Below are 19,356 nucleotides of genomic sequence, written 5' to 3' on the forward strand. Positions count from 1 at the left end.
CCGTCCGCCGGCCGGCCCGCGCCAGGGCCGGTCGATGCTCCGGTCGGAAGGAATCCGCCCAGATCGCGAGATTGTGGAACCTTTTGCGGAACGTGAAGTTACACTGTGGTTGTAGACTCATCCTTCCGGAGCACCAGAATGAAACTTTCCTACCTGATCCTTCCCCTCGTCGTGGCCGGGCTGGCCGCCTGCACTCCGTCCGAGCAGAACGCGGCCATAGGCGCCCTTGGCGGGGCGGCGGTCGGTGCTGCGGTCTCGTCGGACAAGGACCGCACGAAGGGCGCCGTGGTCGGTGCGATCGTCGGCGTGACTGCCTCGCAACTGCTTGGCCCGGCCCCGCAGCGCGGCAAGTGCTATTACCGCGACCAATACGGCAACCGCTTCATCGCCGACTGCCAGTAAGTCGCTTCCGGCTCCTCGGCCGGTCACCCTTGAGCCCCGGGTCCGCAACGGCCCGGGGTTTTCCTTTGCCCTGCGCCCTTCCGCCGACGGGCAAGAGCGGCTAGAAGCACCGCCAGTTCACCGCAGGGCCGCCCATGCCTGACCCCTCCCTCGGCATCGAGATCGCCTCGGCCAGCCTCCGGCTTGGCGGGCGCCCGGTGCTGGAGCGGATCGACCTGAGCCTCACCGAGCGCCGCATCGGCATCCTCGGCCGCAACGGATCGGGCAAGACCACGCTTCTGCGCCTGATCGCCGGGCTGATCGCGCCCGACACGGGCACCGTCCGGGTCGAGGGCTTCGACCCCTTCGCTGACCGCCGCGCCGCGGTCGCGGCCCTTGGCATCCTGTTCCAGAATCCCGACCACCAGATCCTTTTCCCCACGGTCGAGGAGGAACTGGCCTTCGGCCTTGCCCAGCAGGGCCTGCGCCAGTCCGAGGCGCTGGCCCGTGCCCATGCCGCGCTTGCCGCCGAGGGGCGCGCGCATTGGGCCGGCGTGCCGGTCACCAGCCTCAGCCAGGGGCAGCGGCATTACCTCTGCCTGCTCTCGGTCCTGCTGATGGCGCCGCGCACGATCCTCTTGGACGAACCGCTGGCCGGGCTCGACCTGCCGACGCAGGCGCGGCTCGCCCGCCGCTTCGCCGCCCTGCCGCAGCGGCTGGTGACGATCACCCACGATCCGGCGGTGCTGCGGGACGCCGACCGGGTGCTCTGGCTGGAAGCGGGCCGCGTGGTCGCCGACGGCCCTCCGGCCGAGGTCATCCCCGCCTTCACCGCCGAAATGGCCCGGATCGGAGCGGAAGATGCTGACGCTGACCTCGCCGGTTGAGACCTGGGCGCATCGCCTGCCGGCCGGGGCGAAGCTTCTGGCGCTGGCCCTGGCGACGACGGGGCTGTTCCTCCTGACCTCGCCCTTCGCGCTGACCTGCGCCGCCCTGGCCGCGGTCGCGCTGTATCTGACCGGCGGCGGGCGTTTTGCCCGGACCGGCGCGCGTCATCTCTGGCCGCTCTGGCCCTTCGTCGCGGTGGTCGGCCTCTGGCATCTCTGGACCGCCGACCTGTCCGGCGGCGTGGCCATCCTGCTCAGGATGGTGACGGCGGTGGCGCTGGCGAATTTCGTCACCATGACCACGCGGCTGTCCGACATGCTGGCGGTGTTCGAGCACCTCGCCCGCCCCCTGTCGCCCGTCCTGCCGCCTCGCCGCCTCGCGCTGGCCTTTGCCCTGGTGATCCGCTTCATCCCGGTGATGCTGGACCGCATGGCCCAGATTGAGGCCAGCTGGCGCGCACGCGCGGCACGCCCTCCGCGCTGGCGCGTGCTGGTCCCGGCCGTTCTGGCCGCGCTGGACGATGCGGACCGCGTGGCCGAGGCCTTGCGCGCGCGCGGCGGGGCAGGCTAAGCCTCGCGCACCGGAAACAACGGGGAACCAAATGGAACGCAACCTTACCCACATCGCCCTTTTCGCCGCCCTGATCGCCGTGCTGGGCCTGATCCCGAAGATCGACCTCGCCGCCGGCGTGCCGATCACCGCGCAATCGCTGGGGATCATGCTCTGCGGCACGGTGCTTGGCGCGCGGCGCGGGGCGCTGGCGGTGCTGCTGTTCCTGGCGCTCGTCGCCGCAGGCCTGCCGCTTCTGTCCGGCGGGCGCGGCGGGATCGGCGTCTTTGCCGGGCCCTCGGTCGGCTTCCTCGTGGGCTTCCCCGTCGCCGCCTTCGTCACGGGCTGGTTCATGGAGCGCACGACGCTCTCGCCCATGGTCGCGGCCACCGCGGCCTCGGTGATCGGCGGGATCGGCGTGCTTTACGTCTTCGGCATCATCGGCATGTCGGTAATGCTGGGCAAAACCCTGGGCGAGGCCGCCTTCCTCTCTGCCGCCTTCCTGCCGGGCGACGCGGTCAAGGCGGTGATCGCGGGCCTCGTCACGCAAAGCCTCGCGCGGATGCGTCCCGCCTCGCTCCTCTCCCGCGCCTGAGCCCTCAGGCCGGGGCCTCGACCAGAAGCGCCGTGCCGATCCCGCCGGCGGCGGCGATGGCGGCAAGGCCCCGGCTCTTCCGCAAGCCATGGAACAGCCGCACCGCCAGGATCGCGCCTGACGCCCCCACGGGGTGCCCGCGCGCCAGCCCCCCGCCGCCGGGATTGACGATTGCCGGGTCAAGCCCTGCCGCATCGATCACCGCCAGCGCCTGCACCGCATAGGCCTCCATGATCTCGGCCTGGGCCAGCGGCTCTCCACGCCAGACGCGACGGATCGCGGCGACGGGTGCCAGCCCCGGCTCCTCCGGGGTCCCACCGACCGTTGCACCCGACAGGAGGGCAAGCCCCCGCCCCGCCGCGATCCGGTCAGAGACGACCAGGCAGACCGCCGCCGCATCCGCCGCCACCGCCGCCGTGGCCGCGGTAATACTGCCGGTCAGGACTGGGGCGCGGGACATGAGTTTCGGCGTCAAGAGGCGCGGAAAGGCGTCGCGAGCGACACCGTTCAGCGCCACGATCTCCGCCGACATGTCGGCGGCCAGAGCCTTCGCGTGGCTCTCCGCCGCCCAGGCCTCCTGCCGGGCGCGCCCGATCCCCAGGCGCCGGGCCAGAGCCTCGGCGGCCTCGGCCATGCCGGGGTCGCGGTCGGGCCAGGGGGTGAAGGGGGCCTGGTCGTAAGCAACCGGCGGGCCGCCGTCCGGGTCGGTCGCCAGCCGCAAGGGCCGGCGGGAATAGCTTTCGACGCCGCCGGCCAGCACGACCTCGGCCGCGCCGCTGTCCACCAGCGCCCGCGCCAGCAGGATCGCATCCAGCCCCCCCGCGCATTGCCGGTCGATGGTCAGCCCCGCGACCCGCTCGGGCAACCCCGCCGCCAGCGCCGCCCGCCGCGCCGGATTGCCCCCGGCGCCAAGAGCGTTCGACAGGATCACCTCGTCCACCTGCCCCGGCCCGATCCCGACATCGTCCAGACAGGCCGTCAGCACTGGCGCGGCGAGATCCTCGATCCTGAGGCGCGCGAAGGCCCCCCCGCGCGGGACAACCGCCGTCCGCCGGGCGGCGATCAGGCAGGCCACAGCCCAGCCTCCAGCGCGCAAAGGTCGGTCTTGCCCGAGGCAAGCACCGGCCAGTCCTCCCGCCAGACCACCGCCTTCGGTGCCTTCGTCGGGCCAAGCTCGGCCCGCAGCGCAGAAAGGATCGCCGCCTCCCGCGCCCGGTCGCCCTGCACCACGGCGACCAGCCGCTGCCCGCGCGCCGCATCCGGCACCGGCAACACGGCGGCGCGGGCGATGCCGGGCAGACCCAGAAGGAAACCCTCGATCTCTTCGGGAAACACGTTCTGGTCGGCCACCGTCACCATCCGCCCCGCCCGCCCGCGCAGGGTGAGGCATCCGCCCTCCAGCCGGCCCACCTCGCCCACCGACAGCCAGCCGTCGCGCCAGCGCTCGGCGGAGGCCCCCCCACCCCCTCCCTCCCCCACCAGGGGGGAGGGTGCCGCGCCGGAACCGGCCTTCCCCCTGCCATCGCCGGCATAACCGAGGAACAGGTAGGGGCTTTTCACCCAGATCCTGCCATCCGCGTCAAGCCGCAGCTCCACCCCCGGATAGGGCCGACCGACCGACGCCTCGGGCGTTCCGGCATCGGCGAGGGTGACGAAACTCGTCTCGGCCGCACCGTAGAACTCGCGGACCTCCGCCGCCGGGGCCAGCGCCGCCAGCCCCGCGCGCAAGCCGCCGTCGAGCTTCGACCCGCCGATCAGGATCAGCCGCAGGTCGGGCAAGGCCCCCGGCCCCAGGATCAGCCGCAGCTGCGCGGGCGTTGCGTAAAGGTGGGTGATCCGCCGCTCGGCCAGCGCCTGCCGCTGCCGGTCGGGGCGCAGGTCGGCCAGAAGATGCACCTCGGCCCCCAGATGCAGCCCCTCGACCGCGCCATACAGCGACAGCGAATGCACCAGCCGCCCCGGCACCGCCACCCGCGCGCCGGGGCCGATGCCGAAACGCGCGTTCACAGCAAAACTCGCCGTCCAGGACCCTTGCGTCCGCCGGATCCGGCGCGGCCGGCCCATCGACCCCGAGGTCAGCGTCTCCAGCACCGGCACCTCGTGCCCATCGGGCTGCGGCTCATCGGGCGCGCCGATACGGAAGGCCGGATGCCCGATGGCGGCGGCCAGGCCCGCTGCACTGTCGGGCATGACCGCCCCGACCGGTCGATCTGGGCGCCTCCCCTCCCCCCCGTGGGGGTCGGGGCACTGACCGGACGATGGGGGTGGGGGGCCCGCGCGCAGAACCTCGTCCCCAGCAGCGTCGAACAGCCGGGCGGCGGGGTGCCAGCGGAACCCGTCGCTCATGACTTCAGCAGAGATGCGATCCGCCGCAGGGCCAGAAGATAGCCCTCGGTCCCGCAGCCCGCGATCACGCCGTCGGCCCGCGCCGAGACATAGGAGTGATGCCGGAACGCCTCGCGCTTGTGGATGTTCGATATATGCACCTCGATCACCGGCCCTTCATAGGCGTTCAGCGCATCCAGGATCGCGACCGAGGTATGCGAATAGGCGCCCGGGTTGATGATGATCCCGGCCGACACCCCCCGCGCCGCCTGGATCCAGTCCACCAGTTGGCCCTCGTGGTTCGATTGGTGGGCGCGGATCGTGAGGCCCAGCTCCTCGCCCAGGTCCGACACCTTGGAAGCCACGTCCTCCAGCGTCTCGCGGCCATATATCTCCGGCTGGCGCAGTCCCAGCAGGTTCAGGTTCGGGCCGTTGAGGAGAGTGACAAGCTTCGGCATATCCGGTCCGCGCTGAGGGTTGGCGCGAGATTATCCGATATCCCCCCTCCGGCAACCGACAAAAGCGGCGGCAACCGGCAAAAAGGTGGCGGCCTTCCGGGCACCTGCTGGGGACAGGTCGGAAGGCCGCCCAGGGAGACATCGGTCGCCCCGTAGGGGCATGTAATCAGGCAACTTTCTCCAAGACAACCTCTGGCAGGATTCCAAGCGCGCGAACAACCTCCCGAGTCAGGTGCGGACGGTTCAGCGTGTAGAAGTGCAGATCCTCCACCCCGCCCTGGATCAGCTTGTCGCAAAGCTGCGTGCACTGGGTCAGCGCCAGAAGCTCCTCGCGCCCATCGCGGGCGGCGGTGGCAAAGGCCTCGTCCAGCCTCTGCGGGATCGAGGTGCCGCAACGGCGGGCGAATTTCTTCGCGCCCTCCCACGAGGTGATCGGCAGGATGCCGGGGATGATCGGGGCCTCGATCCCCGCCTTCACGCATCGATCGCGGAAGCGGAAGAAGGTGTCGGCCTCGAAGAAGAACTGGGTGATCGCGCTCGATGCCCCCGCGTCGATCTTGCGCTTCAGCCAGGTCACGTCCGCGCTAGCATTGGCCGCGTCCGGGTGCGGCTCGGGATAGGCGCCGACGCGGATCTTGAACTTGCCAGTGCGGGCGAGCTTTTCCACCAGTTCCACCGAATTGGCAAAGCCCAAGGGATGCGGTACGAAGCGCTGCGCCCCCTTCGGCGCATCGCCGCGCAGCGCGACGATCTCGGTCACGCCGGCGGCCGCATAGGCCTCGGCGATGGCCAGCGTCTCGGTCCGCGTGGCATCGACGCAGGTCAGATGCGCCGCGACCGGCAGGCCATAGTTGCGATGGATGGTCGAGACCGCCTCATGCGTCAGCGTCCGCGTCGTCCCGCCCGCTCCATAGGTCACCGAGACGAACGAGGGCTGCAAGGGCGCCAGCGCCTGCACCGTCTCCCACAGCCGGAACGAGGCGTCCAGCGACTGCGGCGGGAAGAATTCGAAACTGATGCGCGGGGTGGGCATGATGGTCTCCTTCGCTGCCCCCTTGTCGCAGATCGGTTAGCGTGAGACAAATTCATAGTTCTCACGATCTTCATGAGGTTCATTCATGTATATCGAGCTGCGCCACCTGCGCACGATCCGGGCGATCCAGCAGGCCGGGGGTCTCGCGCGCGCCGCCGACATGCTGAACATGACGCAGTCCGCGCTGTCGCATCAGGTCAAGGGGTTGGAGGACCAGGCGGGGATGGAGCTGTTCGTGCGCCGCTCGAAACCCATGCGGCTGTCGGCGGCGGGCCTGCGCATGCTGCGCGCCGCCGACCGCATCCTGCCCGAGATCGACGCGCTGGAAGAGGAATTCCGCGCGCTCCGCGCCGGGCGCACGGGCCGGTTGCACATCGCCATCGAGTGCCACGCCTGTTTCGACTGGCTGTTTCCGGTCCTCGAACTCTTCCGCCACGCCTGGCCCGAGATCGACGTGGACATCCGCGCCGGCCTCGCCTTCGAGGCCCTGCCCGCGCTGCACCGCGAGGATGTGGACCTCGTCATCTCCTCCGACCGCGAACCGCCGCCGGGGATCGTGTTCAACCCCCTGTTCGACTACCACCCGACCTTCGTCGCCTCGTCGCAGAACGCCCTGGCCGCGAAGGCGTTCATCACCGCCGAGGATTTCCGCGACCAGGTGCTCATCACCTACCCCGTCGGGCGCGACAAGCTGGACGTGTTCACCGAAGTGCTGACCCCGGCCAAGGTCGAGCCCCGGGCGCAACGGACGGCGGAACTGACGGCGGTGATCCTGATGCTCGTCGGCTCGAACCGCGGCGTGGCGGTCCTGCCCGACTGGGTGATGCGCGAGGTCAGGACCAATGCCGACTACATCACCCGCCCCCTCGGCCCCGATCCGGTGACGAAACGCATGTATGCCGCCACCCGCGAGGAGGACGCCGGCAAAGCCTACATCGCCCATTTCCTGCGCCTCGCGCGCTCCGAGCCGGTCAAGCTGCAACGCGGCTAGGCGACCGCCCGGCCTTGCTTGGTGCAAGCACGGCTTGCTCTTTTCGCAAATACTCTTTGGGGTGGCCGATCAGGGCCGCCACCGGTTCGAGAGCCTGATCGGCCGGGGGGGGGGGGCGAAGCGCCCCCGCGGACCGCAGTCATGGCGACCAGAGCTTGACCTCCGCCGCGCCCTTGCCCACCCTGACCGCAAAAGGGGGGACAGGAATGACCGTCTGCTACACCACCGACCGCATGCTGCATTTCGGCGATTGCGACATCTCGGGCACCGCCTACTATCCGGCCTATCTCAACATCCTCAACGGCGTGGTCGAGGAGTTCTGGGCCCATATCGGCTGGCCCTGGCACGAGATCATCTGGAACGAACGCTGGGGCACGCCCACCGTCCACCTGTCCTGCGACTTTTCGAAACCCTCCTTCTTCGGCGACAGGCTGACCTTCCGCATCTCGATCCTCAAGGTCGGCAAGTCCTCGGTCAGGCTCCACCACACCATCCACTGCGGCGAGGAACACCGCTGGTCGGTGGAACAGGTGCTCGCGGCAAGCTGGCTCGACAAGCACACCTCCATGCCCTGGCCGCCCGAGGTGAAGGCGAAACTCGAAAGCCTGATGGCCCCGCCCGAACCCGCCGACCGCCCCGACCGCCGCCCCGTGGCGCGGCCCTAGCTTGCCGCCGGCTCGGCTGCGCCGGGTTCCCGACCGGCGGCCGGCTTCTGCGTTCCGGCGGCATGGCCGGCATTGCCCAGCAGCAGGCTCGTGCCGGAATAGATGTCGCCCGTCGTCTGCAGCGCCAGCCGCTCGGCATCGCGTTTGCGCACGCCCTCGGCGATCTCGGCGATCTCGTCGGGATCCACCCCCAGCACCTCCAGCACCTCGCTGCCCAGCGCCAGCGCGGAATGGAACACCTCGCGCATCTGGTGGTCCACTCCTTCCCGGATCAGTTCCAGCGCATGTTCCCGGTCGAAGGCGCGGGCCAGGATCGCCGCGTTCGGGAACTCGTCCCGCACCAGTTTCGCGATCCGCGTCGTCACCTCGCGCTTGTCGGTGGCGATCACCACCGCCCGCGCCGTATGCGCCCCGGCGGCTTTCAGGATGTCCAGCCGCGTGCCGTCCCCGAACCAGACCTTGAAGCCGAAGGTTTCGGCGGCGCGGATCATCTCGGGGTCGTCGTCGATGATGGTGATGGCGCAGCGCCGCGCCAGCAGCGGCTGGCTCGCGATCTGCCCGAACCGCCCGAAGCCGATGATGAGGACCGTGCCCGACAACCCTTTCGGCGCCTTGAGCCCCTCGGCCGAGACCTGCGCCACCGGGCGAAAGCGGTCATGCAGGATCACCATCAGCGGCGTCAGCACCATCGAGACGATGATGATGGCGTTCAGGATCGCGTTCTCGGTCGCGCCCAGAAGCCCCACCGCCAGCGCCGCCGAGTAAAGGACAAAGGCGAACTCGCCGCCCTGCGCCATCAGCACCATCCGCTCCAGCGCCTCGGCATGGGGCGCCTTCATCAGCCGCGCCACGCCGTAGATGATCGCCGACTTCAGCACCATGAAGGCAAGGACCGACACCGCGACCAGTCCCCAGTTTTCCGCGATCACCGACAGGTCCAGCGCCATGCCGACGGCCAGGAAGAACAGCCCCAGGAGGATGCCCCGGAACGGCTCCACATCCGCCTCCAGCTGGTGGCGGAAGCTCGATTCCGACAGAAGCACGCCGGCAAGGAACGCCCCCATCGCCGCCGAAAGGCCCCCCAGCTGCATCCACAGCGCCGCGCCCAGGACGACCAGCAGCGCCGCTGCCGTCATGACCTCGCGTGCGCGGCTGGCCGCAAGCAGCCGGAACATCGGGTTCAGAAGGTAGATGCCCGCCACCACCAGCGCCGCGATGGCGCCAAGGCCGATGCCCACCCCGATCAGCCGGTCGGCCAGCGTCACCTCCTCGCCCCCCGGCGCCAGGAAGGCCACCAGCGCGAGAAGCGGCACGATGGCCAGGTCCTCCAGCAAGAGGATCGACACGATCCGCTGCCCCTTCGGCGCGCTGATGTCGCCGCGCTCCTGCAACATCTGCATCACGATGGCGGTCGAGGTCAGCGTGAACCCGGCCCCCGCGATCAGCGAACTGGCATAGGGATAGCCCAGCGCATAGCCCACCAGGCTCAGGACCGCGATGCAGATGAGCACCTGCATCAGCCCCAGCCCGAAGATGTCGCGCCGCATGGACCAGAGCTTCGAGGGCTCCATCATCCAGACCGATGATGAACAGGAACATGACGACGCCCAGTTCCGCGACATGCAGGATCGCCATCGGGTCCGAGAAGAGGCCAAGACCGAACGGCCCGATCGCCAGCCCGGCGGCCAGATACCCCAGCACCGACCCGAGGCCTATCCGCTTGAACACCGGCACCGCCACGACCGCCGCGCCCAGCAGGGTGACTACCGAAACCAGATCGACACCCGCGGTTTCCGTCGCCATTCGCCACTCCCTCGCCAGAGGCGCAGAGTTGGCCGCCCGCGTCGGAAGCGCAACCGGAAATCCGTCGTAGGGTGCGCTTCAGCGCACCGGACGCTTCAGTCGAATTTGATCCCGAACTCTGTCGCCCAGAAATCAAGCGCAGGAAGCGGTCGAAGCTTCGAGGCGTCCTGCACACATGCAGCATGGGAAATCATGGGCATGGCTTGAGGAATTTTCGACAGCCACGCAAACACTTCCTGCAACTCGCTGTAAGTCATACTCTGGGTGCCACCATGCACCCACCAGGTCAGGTTCGCTTCTGTGTCACCTAGGCTTGCGGTCGCTCCACAGAGGCCATGACAGACGCCATTTCTGACATCCAGTGGCCCTTGAGCCTGACCCCATAGCGCGTCCGCCAACTGCGCCTCGTACGGCCGCGATTCTTGTTTTTCGAGAATCGAATCTCTCCATTCCCGCAGCGCCCCACGCGCACCGCGCACCTTCTTTAGTCGATCTGTTCGGCCGGCCTTTTCGATGATCTCACGAGCTTCATTCTCAATTCTTGCAAACAGAAGCAAAAGCGAGGCCACGGTCCCGCAAATGCGTTCGTAGCTCACCGTCACGGCCATGTCGCTCATCCTGCGAAAACGCTCTCCATCCGGGCAAACCCCTTCACCTCGATCGGATTGCCCGAGGGGTCGCGGAAGAACATCGTCCATTGTTCCCCGGGCTGCCCCTGAAACCTCACCTGCGGCGGCAGGACGAACTCCACCCCGGCGCCCGTCAGCCGGTCGGCCAGGGCGCGCCAGTCCGGCAGGTGCAGGACCAGCCCCAGATGCGGCATCGGCACCAGATGGTCGCCGACCTTGCCGGTGTTCGTCGTCCTGAACGGCTCGCCCAGATGCAGGCTGATCTGGTGGCCGAAGAAGTCGAAATCGACCCAGGTTTCCGTGCTTCTCCCCTCGCGGCAGCCAAGGACGCCGCCATAGAAGGCGCGCGCCTCGTCAAGGCTGGTGACGTGATAGGCCAGGTGGAATGGGGTCAGCATCATGGGCGCTCCGGTCAGGTCGGGACGAGGCAAGCAGAAAGCCGTGCCCCGCGCAACGATCCTCCTGCCGCAAGGCCGGATCAGGGATGAATATTCCGTAAACCTCCGCGCCCAAGCCGTTGATTTCCTTATCTCGCACCGCCCTGTCCACCGTGGACAGCTTCCCGTTGCCAGCCGCCGCGATCCCTCCTACCCTGCCCGGAAACAGGGAGGAACGACCCATGACCGACAGACCCCTCGGCTTCGAGACGCTTGCGATCCACGCCGGCACCGCGCCCGACCCCGCCACCGGCGCCCGGCAGGTGCCGATCTACCAGACTACCGCCTACGTCTTCCGCGACGCCGACCACGCCGCCAAGCTCTTCAACCTGCAAGAGGTCGGCTACATCTACTCGCGCCTGACCAACCCCACGGTCTCGGCACTGGCGAACCGGGTGGCGGCGCTGGAAGGCGGCGCGGGGGCCATCGCCTGCTCCTCGGGCCATGCCGCGCAGATCATGGCGCTCTTCCCGATCATGGCGCCGGGGCGCAACATCGTCGCCTCCACGAAGCTCTACGGCGGCACGATCCAGCAGTTCTCCAACACGATCCGCAAGTTCGGCTGGTCCGCCAAGTTCGTCGATTTCGACGACCCGAAGGAAATCGAGAAGGCCATCGACGCCGACACCCGCGCTCTCTTCTGCGAGACGATCTGCAACCCCGGCGGGGCGCTGTCCGACCTGCCCGCCATCGCCCGCGTCGCGAACCAGGCGCATATCCCGCTGATCGTGGACAACACCACCGCTAGCCCCTACCTCTGCCGCCCGATCGAGCACGGCGCGACCCTCGTCGTCCATTCGGCGACCAAGTATCTGACCGGAAACGGCACCGTCACCGGCGGGATCGTGGTCGACTCGGGCAAGTTCGACTGGTCGAAGGACGACAAGTTCCCCTCGCTTTCCCAGCCCGAACCCGCCTACCACGGCCTCGTCTTCCACCCGACGCTCGGCAACATGGCCTTCACCTTCCACTCCATCGCCATCGGCCTGCGCGACCTTGGCATGACGATGAACCCGCAGGGGGCCCACTACACCCTCATGGGGATCGAGACGCTGGCCCTTCGCATGGAACGGCACGTCCAGAACGCGCAGATCGTCGCCGAATGGCTGGAGCAGGATCCCCGGATCGGCAAGGTCACCTACCCGGGCCTGAAATCCTCGCCCTACTACCACCTTGCGCAGATGATCACCCCCAAGGGTCCCGGCGCGCTGTTCACCTTCAGCGTCAAGGGCGGCTACGAAGCCTGCGTCAAGCTGATCGACAACGTGAAGCTGTTCTCCCATGTCGCCAACCTCGGCGACACGCGCAGCCTCATCATCCACTCGGCCTCGACCACCCATCGCCAACTCAGCGAAGAGGCGCAGATCAAGGCGGGGGCGGCGCCCGACGTGGTGCGGGTGTCCATCGGGATCGAGGACGTGCGCGACATCATCGCCGACCTCGACCAGGCGCTGACGAAGGCCACGGCCTGAGGCAACACGCCCCGCTGCCTCAGCCCCCCGTTGCGGGGCCGAGCGGCGGGGCGGGGAACATGCCCTTCGGCAGCGGTGCCAGCCAGGCAATCCTCGCCCGCGCCTGGACCGGCTGGTCGGGAGCCCAGTCCAGCACGACCTGCACCACCCGGCAGACCTTCGCATCGGCCTGCGCCGCACAGGCGTCGGTCCCTGCGGACACCGCGGCAGCGAGCGCGGCCTCGGCGCTGGCGGTGCCCTCGGCTCCGGCCTCCAGCGTCAGCGAAACCGTGTCCTCGCGCAGGACATGCGCGGCAAGGTCGGGCAGGTCCTCGGTGTCGGGCAGGCGATAGACCAGTTCCAGCCGGAACTGGGCCGTGCCCGCGACCTGATCCACGCTGCCCTCGACGACGCGCGCCGCATTGACTGCGCAATCCGTGGCCAGCGACTGCACGAGCACCGCGCAGAGCCCCTCGGCGACCTTCGGCGCGCGGATGTCGGCCAGCACCTGCAGATATTCGGGCTGCGGCAGGGTCTCGCCCTCGGCCAGCAGGTCCGAGAGCCGCGCCTGCCGGATCACCGTGACCGTCCGGCGTTCGGCGAAACGCTCCTGCGCCAGATAGGCCCGGACATCGTCCTGCGGCACCAGCCCGCCCGAAGGCGAGATCAGCCAGGTCTGCCGTGGCGGCGGCGCGGCGGCCGCCGTCCCGCCCGCTTCTTGCGCCTTGGCGTCGGCCTGTGCGGCTTCCGCCTTCGGCAGTCCCTGCCAGTATTGCCAGCCGGCGGCGCCGAAGCCCACCGCCATCAACAGGACCCCGGTTCCGATTAGAAGGCGCAGCATCAGAAGGACACTCCCTGCCGCAGATAGGCCAGATCGCCGAAGGCGAAACTGGTCGCGATGGCCTTGACCCGGCCGGCAAAGCTGTTCACCGCCTCGCCCTGGCCGCGGATCTCGAAGTAGGTATCCTGCGTCGTGCGGATACGCGCCCCCCGGATCGGCGCATAGACCGCCAGCGGCCCCGCCTCACCCGGCACGGGGCCGACGACCGAGACCATGCCCTCGTCGAACCCGGCACGGATCTCCTCGGCCGATACGCCGAAGGTGTCGCGGAACCAGGTGTTCCAGGCCAGGATCGCCTCTTGCATGGCCGCGTATTTCACCTCGGCCTCCTTGCGATAGGACTCGGGGCCCGAGGTCAGCACCTCGAAGAAGCGGTGGCCGGGGTTCAGCGGATAGGCGGGCGCCAGCCCGCAGGCCGCCAGCGCCTCGGCCGGCAAGACCTCGACCGGGACCACAGGGTCAAGATTGGCCACCCCCGCCTGCTCGCCTCCCAGAAGCACCACCCGCTCGACCCGGGCGCCCTCGGCGAGGTGGATGTTCCAGATCTGGTGGCCATGGAAATTCAGCAACACAAGATAGACCGGCCGCGCGGTTTCCGTGACCGCGACATCGTAGGCCTCGTAGGCCAGTTCGGTCTGCGCCGAGACGGTGCCGCTGCCGGTCTGCCGATAGCTGTTGACGAAGACCTGCACCGCATCGGCAAGCACCCGGTCGCCATAGGTCAGAAGCGCCGTCTCAAGCCCGCTGCTGCCGGCCGTGACGTGGCCCACCAGCGCCTCCTGCGTCGGCGGCGTCGGCTTGCAGCCCGAGATCGGCCGGATCGTGGTGACCTCGGCCGGGATGTCCCTGTCGATCCGGGTCTCGTGGCCCTTCAGCACATCCGCGATCAGGACCGGTCGGTTGCCAGCCAGAGCGGCGATCGGCCCCCTCGCCTCAAGCCCGTCGGGGCCGTCGCTCAGCATGTCCTCGGGGCTGCCGCCCCGGGCACTGGTGGGATCGCCGAAGGCGGACAGCATGGTCTGCCCCTCGAGAAAGGCCATGGCGGATTCGGGCAGAAAATCCTCGAAGGCGCGCGGGCCCAGCGAGACGAGCAGGAACATGACAAGCGCGATCGACCCGACGATCACGAGGCTGACCGGTCCGCGGATCATCCTGGCTGCTCCTGCACTGTCCTCTCGCGGCGCTTTTGCCCTGCGACTTTGGCCAAATCATGACGCGGCACGGCGGAATCCCTGTGACTCCCGCCGCTTGTCCGCCCATTCGCCGGGCGTCAGTCCGCGATGGCGAAGGTCACGGTCACCGTGGCGACCAGGCCCAGCTCGCCCTGCGCCACCGGCACCGGCGCGGCCGAGACCGCCTCGCGATACATCGGCGCGGGATCGGTCATTGCCCCGCCGTCGGCGATGGACAGGACCTGTCCCAGGCTCACACCTGCGGCGTCGGCCAGAAGCTCGGCCTTGGCGCGGGCATCGGCCACGGCCTCCTTGCGTGCCTCGCTGTAGGCTGGCTCGGGGTCAGCCAGGCCGAAGGTCAGCCCGTTCAGCGTGTTGGCACCATCGGCCACTGCCGCGTCCAGCACCGTGCCGGTCGCGTCGAGATTGCGCACCCGCACCGTCAGCAGGTTCGCGGCGACATAGCCCGAGATGCGGGGGCTGGAACTGTCATATCCGGTCCAGTTCGGATTGATCGACAGGTTCGAGGTCTGCATGTCCCGCGCCTCGATCCCCGATGCGGTCAAGCGGGCGAGGACCGCTTCGGTCGCCTTCGAGTTCTCGGCCAGCGCCGCCGCCGCCGTCTCGCCCTGCGTGGTCACGCCGATCATCAGCGTGGCCATGTCGGGCGCGGCCTCGACCGTGCCGGTGCCGGTCACGCTGATGGTGCGCGGCGCGGCGCCCTCGGCCAGCACCGGGGCGGCAAGCGGTAGGACAAGGGCTGCGGACAGGAACAGGGCATTCAGGGCACGCATCGGGGTCTCCTTCGTTTTGCGCGACAATTCGTGACTGTGACGCGCGCCGCAACCGCTTCCTTGGCCGTTTTCCTTCCCTTCGGCGAAAAGCTGCTTTACTAAGGCAGCAACCGGCTGGGGCACGTTCCAGCACCTCCAAGATCCGTGCTAGACCCGCGACATGAAACCGACATTTGCACTTGACCTCACGCGCGAGACCATCAGTCTTCTGCATCGGACCCCGAAAGGCTGGCTCTCGATCGGCGAGGTCGCCTTCGACGCCCCCGATCTCGCCGAGGCGCTGGACTACATGCGCAAGACCGCGCTCGGCCTGTCGCCGATGGGCGTGGCCACCAAGCTGATCCTGCCGAACAGCCAGATCCTCTACACCGAAGTGCACGCGCCGGGCCCCAGCCGCGAGGACAAGCGCCGCCAGATCGCCGCCGCGCTGGAAGGCCGGACCCCCTATGCCGTCGAGGAGCTTGCCTTCGACTGGTCCGGCAAGGGCGCGACGGTCAAGGTGGCCGTGGTGGCGAAGGAAACCTTGGCAGAAGCCGAGGCCTTTGCCGTCGAACACAGGCTGAACCCGGTCTCCTTCGTGGCGATCCCGGAAGATGGCACCTTCGTGGGCGAACCGTGGTTCGGACCGACAAATGCCGCGGCGAGCCTCCTTTCCGAGGACGAGACCGTCGAGCGCGACCGCGAGCCGGTGACGGTCCTGCACCGGGAACTGCCGAAAGCAGCCCCCGCCGCCGAGGCCGAGGTCGCGCCTGTCGCGCCCGAAGCCGAGACAGTGAGCGAACCCGCCACCGCCTCGGCGCCGCCCCCCGCCCCCGAGGCGCCGGTCGAGGATCACGAGCCCCTCCCGGGCCTGGAAGAGGCGCTGAACGCCGACCTGCCGGTTGCCGAGGTCACGCCCGTTGCACAGGCGGCGGAACCCGCAGCCCTCGACCTGATAGACGAGGAGGGGCCCGTCGCCGACCTGCCCCCCGCTCCTCAGGCAGCCGTCGCAACCGAACGTGGCATTGACCGGGCGGCCGCCATGGCCGCATCTGCGCCCTCGGCCCCTGCCCGCGGCCCCGAACCGCAACCCGAGCCCGAGGAAGCGCCCTTCGCGCATGTCACCGACACGCAGGCCTTCCCCGAGGGCGACACCGACATGTCCCCGGCCGCTGCCGCCCCGGTCGGGACGCGGGCCGGCAAGGGGTCTGTCTCGGGCGTGCTTGCCGACACGGTCGAGGATGACATCCCCCCTGCGCCCCCTTCGGCCGCGATGGTGGCCTTCGCCAGTCGGCGGGCCGCGGCGGGCGAGGCTGCGGCCCGTCCGGTCGATGGCGTCACCCGCCCGGCGGTCGCCGTCAAGACCGCCGCCGCCCGGCCCGCAACCGCGAAGGGCTATTCCGGCCTGGTCACCGCCCCTTCGATCCCCGGGACCCGCGCCAAGGTCAAGGTCAAGGGCGGCGACATCCCGCGTCCGTCGCTTGGGCCGACCACGGTGAAGTCGCCGGCCCGCCCGGGCGGCACCTTCGGTGCGGCGGTCCCGGCCAAACGGCGCAGCGGGACCGTGTTCATGATCATGGTCGGGCTCCTCCTGCTGTTCCTCGCGCTGGTCGCCGCCTGGGCTTCCTATTTCATCGGTTCGCGCGATGCGGCGCCGCAGGCGGCAGCGACCGAGACCATCCCGGACGCCAGCGACGAGATGCTGGCCGACATGCAGGACCCCGACGGCCTGAATGAACCGTTGCCCGAAGCAGGTGAACTCGCCCGGTCGGCTGACCTCGACGCGCTGGCCACCGAGAGCCTGGCAGGGGATGTCGGGGCGGAAACCGCGCCGGTCGCCGATCCTGAAGCGATCGAAACCGATGTGCCGGTCGACGCGACGGCTGTCGCCGCGGAAATCGTCGAGCCAGAGACCACGCCGGAACCCGTTGTCGAGGCCCTCGCCACGGCGCCCGTCCAACCGGCACCCGAGCCGGCACCCGAGCCGGCACCCGACACAGCCTTGACCACCGAGGTTGCCGCCGCGTCCGCTCCGGTCGAGGACCAGGACGAGATCTTCCTGTCGGCGATGGATGCACCTCCCCCTGCGCTGGACGCGCTTGCCCTGCCGCCCCTGGCCGATCCGCGCGACAGCCTGCCCGACCCGGTGATGCCGCCGCCCGCGCCGGGAACGGTCTACCAGTTCGATGCAGCCGGCCTTCTGAAGCCGACGCCCGAGGGCATTCTCAGTCCCGACGGGGTGTTCCTGATCGCGGGCAAGCCGCCGCTTCTGCCGCCGTCCCGCAGCGAGGCCGCCTCGGCCGCCGCCCTGGCGGCCGCCGCCGCTTCGGCGCCCCCCGCCGAACCGGCCGCCGAGGCCTCCGATGCCGCAGATGCTTCTCTGGTGACAGGTGGCGAGAGCGCGGAACCCGAGGTCACGGTCCCGTCCGACCCCGAGATGGCCGGGTTCCGGCCGCGCCCACGTCCCGAGGGCCTGACCCCTGCCTCTGCCGCCCAGGACGATGACGCTTCGCTTGGCTCTGCCGCCGTCACCCAGTTCGCAGCGCTGCGCCCACTGCCGCGCCCGGCAAGCGTGACCGCTGCTGCGGCCGCCATCCTGCCCGCCAGCGCCGCGCCGGCCGATCTTGGTGCCCAGGGCGCCTCGCTGACCGCGCAGGCCGAGGCGAAGCTGGCCGAGGCCGCCGCGCTCGAGGCGCAGAACCCCTCGATCGTCGCGATCTCGATGCGGCCCGCCGCCCGCCCGCAGGACATGAGCCGCGCGGTCGAGGCTGCCGTGGCCGCTGCGGTGCGCGAACCTGCGCCTGCCGCGCCGAAGGAAGAGGTCGTCGAAGTAGCCGCGGCGGCCCCGGCTCCGGCAGCGGCAAAGCCCGAAGAAATCGACGAGCTTGACGAACCGGAGGTCGCGAAGGCCGCACCCTCGATCCCGACCAAGGCCAGCGTGGCCAAGCAGGCGACCTTCGTGAACGCGATCAACCTGTCGAAGATCAACCTGATCGGAACCTACGGCACCGACTCGCGCCGCTATGCGCTGATCCGGCAATCGAACGGCAAGTACAAGAAGGTCAAGGTCGGCGACAAGATCGACGGCGGCACCGTGAAGGCGATCACCGAGACCGAGGTGCGCTACCAGAAGGGTGGACGCCTGATCAGCCTGAAGATGCCGAAGGCTTAAGCCGGTCCACGCAGGACTGGCCCCACAGGTCATTTCGGATCAAGACGTTTCCCCTGGACGTTCACGGACTGGCAAGCCTTTCCGGCGGACGGGCTCGTCGATGACTTCGTCACTCCTCGCCGCGGCACCGCCCTGCGACGAGAGGACGAAGTCGAACGAGGAGCCCGGGTCAGCCGGCGGCGACCCCGGCCTCGGCAAAGGTCGCCATGCCGGAATGGCAGGCCACCGCGCCCTGCAGCACCCCGATCGCCAGCGCCGCGCCCGACCCCTCGCCCAGCCGCAGGCCCAGGGACAGCAGGGGCTCCTTCCCCAGCTTATCCAGCAGCCGCGCATGTGCCCCCTCGGCGCTCTGGTGCCCGGCGACGCAGTGATCCAGCGCCCCGGGCGCGGCCTTGTCCAGCACCGCCGCCGCCGCGCAGGCGATGAACCCATCCAGGATTACCGGCACCCGCGCCCGGCGTGCGCCCAGGATCGCCCCCGCCATCGCCGCGATCTCGCGCCCGCCAAGGCAGCGCAGAACCTCCAGCGGATCGGACAGCGCCGCCGCGTGCCGCTCCACCCCGGCGGCGACGGCGGCCTCCTTGCGGCGCAGCCCCTCGTCGTCAACGCCGGTGCCCCGCCCCGCCCAGCCGGTGCCGCCGTAAAGCGCGGTGGCTATGGCGGCGGCAGAGGTGGTGTTGCCGATCCCCATCTCGCCGGCCACGAACAGGTCGGCCTCCGGGTCCACCGCCTCGTAGCCCTTGCGCAGGGCGGCCACGACCTCGGCCTCGGTCATCGCCGGGGCCTCGGTGAAATCCGCCGTCGGCCGGTCGAGGTCCAGCGCATGCACGTCGAGCTTCCCCCCGAAGGTGCGGGCCAGCTGGTTTATCGCCGCCCCGCCATGGGCGAAGTTCGCCACCATCTGCACCGTGACCTCGGCCGGGAAGGCCGAAACGCCCTTGGCCGTCACCCCGTGATTTCCGGCAAAGACCACGATCTGCGGTTTGCCCGCGCGCGGGCGGTCCGTTCCCTGCCAGCCCGCCATCCAGACTGCCAGCCGTTCCAGCCGGCCCAGCGCGCCGGGCGGCTTGGTCAGCTGGCCGTTGCGCGCCTCGGCCGCCGCAATCGCGGCAGCGTCAGGGGCCGGAAGCTGGCGCAGGGCGGCACGGACATCGGCAAGGGTCTGGAACGGCATCGTCTTCTCCGGATTGCAC

19 protein-coding genes and 1 pseudogene are annotated in these 19,356 nt (G+C 69.6%); 8 read left to right on the top strand and 12 right to left on the bottom strand.

Translation table 11 applies throughout. The features are described from left to right. The first annotated feature begins 138 nt into the window (after window positions 1-138). From ACK4IU_RS11755 to ACK4IU_RS11770, 4 genes are all read left to right on the top strand, one after another. Window positions 139-402: a glycine zipper 2TM domain-containing protein gene (locus ACK4IU_RS11755; RefSeq protein ID WP_409735234.1), complete on the top strand. Its 264-nt coding sequence runs from the start codon at window positions 139-141 to the stop codon at window positions 400-402. 134 nt (window positions 403-536) lie between these two features. Further along, window positions 537-1,268, top strand: coding sequence for an energy-coupling factor ABC transporter ATP-binding protein (locus tag ACK4IU_RS11760; RefSeq protein ID WP_409735237.1), 732 nt, complete (start codon window positions 537-539; stop codon window positions 1,266-1,268). After that, complete coding sequence (locus ACK4IU_RS11765) at window positions 1,243-1,839, top strand: energy-coupling factor transporter transmembrane component T (protein WP_409735241.1); 597 nt, start codon at window positions 1,243-1,245, stop codon at window positions 1,837-1,839. The genes ACK4IU_RS11760 and ACK4IU_RS11765 overlap by 26 nt, the downstream gene beginning before the upstream one ends. A 31-nt stretch (window positions 1,840-1,870) precedes the next feature. Continuing rightward, entirely contained in the window at window positions 1,871-2,413 is a 543-nt protein-coding gene (locus tag ACK4IU_RS11770) for a biotin transporter BioY (protein WP_149589481.1), read from the top strand. 4 nt (window positions 2,414-2,417) lie between these two features. On the opposite strand, the gene ACK4IU_RS11775 is transcribed toward ACK4IU_RS11770, so the two are convergent. The 4 genes from ACK4IU_RS11775 to metF form a co-directional block, all read right to left on the bottom strand. Then, entirely contained in the window at window positions 2,418-3,488 is a 1,071-nt protein-coding gene (locus ACK4IU_RS11775; protein WP_409735244.1) for a thiolase family protein, read from the bottom strand. Next, window positions 3,476-4,603 carry an AMP-binding protein gene (locus ACK4IU_RS11780; protein ID WP_409735247.1) on the bottom strand — a complete coding sequence of 376 codons (1,128 nt, stop codon included), beginning with the start codon at window positions 4,601-4,603 and terminating at the stop codon, window positions 3,476-3,478. Before ACK4IU_RS11780 ends, ACK4IU_RS11775 begins: the two co-directional genes overlap by 13 nt. 152 nt (window positions 4,604-4,755) lie before the next feature. Then, window positions 4,756-5,196: a type II 3-dehydroquinate dehydratase gene (gene aroQ, locus ACK4IU_RS11785; RefSeq protein WP_409735250.1), complete on the bottom strand. Its 441-nt coding sequence runs from the start codon at window positions 5,194-5,196 to the stop codon at window positions 4,756-4,758. A 166-nt stretch (window positions 5,197-5,362) separates the two neighbouring features. After that, the gene (gene metF / locus ACK4IU_RS11790; RefSeq protein ID WP_409735253.1) at window positions 5,363-6,229 is read right to left on the bottom strand and encodes a methylenetetrahydrofolate reductase [NAD(P)H]; all 867 of its coding nucleotides are present in this window, start codon (window positions 6,227-6,229) and stop codon (window positions 5,363-5,365) included. Window positions 6,230-6,314: 85 nt separating this feature from the next. Between metF and ACK4IU_RS11795 the strand changes: the two genes are divergently transcribed. Next, window positions 6,315-7,220, top strand: coding sequence for a LysR family transcriptional regulator (locus ACK4IU_RS11795; protein ID WP_409735256.1), 906 nt, complete (start codon window positions 6,315-6,317; stop codon window positions 7,218-7,220). Between the two features lie 206 nt (window positions 7,221-7,426). Then, window positions 7,427-7,885, top strand: a complete 459-nt coding sequence (locus tag ACK4IU_RS11800; RefSeq protein WP_409735259.1) for an acyl-CoA thioesterase — start codon at window positions 7,427-7,429, stop codon at window positions 7,883-7,885. Here ACK4IU_RS11800 and ACK4IU_RS11805 read toward each other — a convergent pair. The 4 genes and pseudogenes from ACK4IU_RS11805 to ACK4IU_RS11820 all read right to left on the bottom strand — a co-directional run bounded on the left by ACK4IU_RS11805 (window position 7,882) and on the right by ACK4IU_RS11820 (window position 10,715). After that, complete coding sequence (locus ACK4IU_RS11805) at window positions 7,882-9,459, bottom strand: cation:proton antiporter (protein WP_409735262.1); 1,578 nt, start codon at window positions 9,457-9,459, stop codon at window positions 7,882-7,884. The genes ACK4IU_RS11800 and ACK4IU_RS11805 overlap by 4 nt on opposite strands. Window positions 9,460-9,520: 61 nt before the next feature. Then, window positions 9,521-9,688: pseudogene (locus tag ACK4IU_RS11810) on the bottom strand (hypothetical protein); the annotation flags it as partial. Window positions 9,689-9,783: 95 nt separating this feature from the next. Beyond that, the gene (locus ACK4IU_RS11815) at window positions 9,784-10,296 is read right to left on the bottom strand and encodes a hypothetical protein (protein ID WP_409735265.1); all 513 of its coding nucleotides are present in this window, start codon (window positions 10,294-10,296) and stop codon (window positions 9,784-9,786) included. A 5-nt stretch (window positions 10,297-10,301) separates the two neighbouring features. Further along, window positions 10,302-10,715, bottom strand: a complete 414-nt coding sequence (locus tag ACK4IU_RS11820; RefSeq protein ID WP_409735358.1) for a VOC family protein — start codon at window positions 10,713-10,715, stop codon at window positions 10,302-10,304. Between the two features lie 221 nt (window positions 10,716-10,936). Here ACK4IU_RS11820 and ACK4IU_RS11825 point away from each other — a divergent pair, with 221 nt between their 5' ends. Then, window positions 10,937-12,226 carry an O-acetylhomoserine aminocarboxypropyltransferase/cysteine synthase family protein gene (locus tag ACK4IU_RS11825; RefSeq protein WP_149589470.1) on the top strand — a complete coding sequence of 430 codons (1,290 nt, stop codon included), beginning with the start codon at window positions 10,937-10,939 and terminating at the stop codon, window positions 12,224-12,226. Between the two features lie 19 nt (window positions 12,227-12,245). Here ACK4IU_RS11825 and ACK4IU_RS11830 read toward each other — a convergent pair whose 3' ends face one another. The 3 genes from ACK4IU_RS11830 to ACK4IU_RS11840 form a co-directional block, all read right to left on the bottom strand. Continuing rightward, window positions 12,246-13,046 (bottom strand): hypothetical protein, encoded by an 801-nt coding sequence (locus ACK4IU_RS11830; protein WP_409735268.1) that lies wholly within the window; start codon window positions 13,044-13,046, stop codon window positions 12,246-12,248. Beyond that, a complete protein-coding gene (locus ACK4IU_RS11835) occupies window positions 13,046-14,197 on the bottom strand; it encodes a hypothetical protein (protein ID WP_409735271.1) in 1,152 nt (383 codons plus the stop codon). Before ACK4IU_RS11835 ends, ACK4IU_RS11830 begins: the two co-directional genes overlap by 1 nt. A gap of 119 nt (window positions 14,198-14,316) precedes the next feature. Next, window positions 14,317-15,012, bottom strand: coding sequence for an SIMPL domain-containing protein (locus ACK4IU_RS11840; RefSeq protein ID WP_409735274.1), 696 nt, complete (start codon window positions 15,010-15,012; stop codon window positions 14,317-14,319). 160 nt (window positions 15,013-15,172) lie between these two features. On the opposite strand from ACK4IU_RS11840, the gene ACK4IU_RS11845 reads away from it, so the two are divergent. Then, on the top strand, window positions 15,173-18,163 hold the full coding sequence (locus ACK4IU_RS11845) for a hypothetical protein (RefSeq protein WP_409735277.1): 2,991 nt from the start codon (window positions 15,173-15,175) through the stop codon (window positions 18,161-18,163). Between the two features lie 169 nt (window positions 18,164-18,332). Here the strand turns inward: ACK4IU_RS11845 and cobT are convergent, their stop codons facing one another. After that, complete coding sequence (gene cobT, locus ACK4IU_RS11850; protein ID WP_409735280.1) at window positions 18,333-19,337, bottom strand: nicotinate-nucleotide--dimethylbenzimidazole phosphoribosyltransferase; 1,005 nt, start codon at window positions 19,335-19,337, stop codon at window positions 18,333-18,335. Window positions 19,338-19,356: the final 19 nt, after the last annotated feature.

The sequence above is a fragment of the Tabrizicola flagellatus genome, from assembly GCF_046295235.1.
Classification (GTDB): Bacteria; Pseudomonadota; Alphaproteobacteria; order Rhodobacterales; family Rhodobacteraceae; genus Tabrizicola; species Tabrizicola flagellata_A.

What these genes read in the sequence shown, in the direction of transcription:
- ACK4IU_RS11755 (WP_409735234.1), top strand. Translation starts at nt 139, where the DNA reads ATGAAACTTTCCTACCTGATCCTTCCCCTCGTCGTGGCCGGGCTGGCC.
- ACK4IU_RS11760 (WP_409735237.1), top strand. Translation starts at nt 537, where the DNA reads ATGCCTGACCCCTCCCTCGGCATCGAGATCGCCTCGGCCAGCCTCCGG.
- ACK4IU_RS11765 (WP_409735241.1), top strand. Translation starts at nt 1,243, where the DNA reads ATGCTGACGCTGACCTCGCCGGTTGAGACCTGGGCGCATCGCCTGCCG.
- ACK4IU_RS11770 (WP_149589481.1), top strand. Translation starts at nt 1,871, where the DNA reads ATGGAACGCAACCTTACCCACATCGCCCTTTTCGCCGCCCTGATCGCC.
- ACK4IU_RS11780 (WP_409735247.1), bottom strand. Translation starts at nt 4,603, where the DNA reads ATGCCCGACAGTGCAGCGGGCCTGGCCGCCGCCATCGGGCATCCGGCC.
- aroQ (WP_409735250.1), bottom strand. Translation starts at nt 5,196, where the DNA reads ATGCCGAAGCTTGTCACTCTCCTCAACGGCCCGAACCTGAACCTGCTG.
- metF (WP_409735253.1), bottom strand. Translation starts at nt 6,229, where the DNA reads ATGCCCACCCCGCGCATCAGTTTCGAATTCTTCCCGCCGCAGTCGCTG.
- ACK4IU_RS11795 (WP_409735256.1), top strand. Translation starts at nt 6,315, where the DNA reads ATGTATATCGAGCTGCGCCACCTGCGCACGATCCGGGCGATCCAGCAG.
- ACK4IU_RS11800 (WP_409735259.1), top strand. Translation starts at nt 7,427, where the DNA reads ATGACCGTCTGCTACACCACCGACCGCATGCTGCATTTCGGCGATTGC.
- ACK4IU_RS11805 (WP_409735262.1), bottom strand. Translation starts at nt 9,459, where the DNA reads ATGATGGAGCCCTCGAAGCTCTGGTCCATGCGGCGCGACATCTTCGGG.
- ACK4IU_RS11815 (WP_409735265.1), bottom strand. Translation starts at nt 10,296, where the DNA reads ATGGCCGTGACGGTGAGCTACGAACGCATTTGCGGGACCGTGGCCTCG.
- ACK4IU_RS11820 (WP_409735358.1), bottom strand. Translation starts at nt 10,715, where the DNA reads ATGCTGACCCCATTCCACCTGGCCTATCACGTCACCAGCCTTGACGAG.
- ACK4IU_RS11825 (WP_149589470.1), top strand. Translation starts at nt 10,937, where the DNA reads ATGACCGACAGACCCCTCGGCTTCGAGACGCTTGCGATCCACGCCGGC.
- ACK4IU_RS11830 (WP_409735268.1), bottom strand. Translation starts at nt 13,046, where the DNA reads ATGCTGCGCCTTCTAATCGGAACCGGGGTCCTGTTGATGGCGGTGGGC.
- ACK4IU_RS11835 (WP_409735271.1), bottom strand. Translation starts at nt 14,197, where the DNA reads ATGATCCGCGGACCGGTCAGCCTCGTGATCGTCGGGTCGATCGCGCTT.
- ACK4IU_RS11840 (WP_409735274.1), bottom strand. Translation starts at nt 15,012, where the DNA reads ATGCGTGCCCTGAATGCCCTGTTCCTGTCCGCAGCCCTTGTCCTACCG.
- ACK4IU_RS11845 (WP_409735277.1), top strand. Translation starts at nt 15,173, where the DNA reads ATGAAACCGACATTTGCACTTGACCTCACGCGCGAGACCATCAGTCTT.
- cobT (WP_409735280.1), bottom strand. Translation starts at nt 19,337, where the DNA reads ATGCCGTTCCAGACCCTTGCCGATGTCCGTGCCGCCCTGCGCCAGCTT.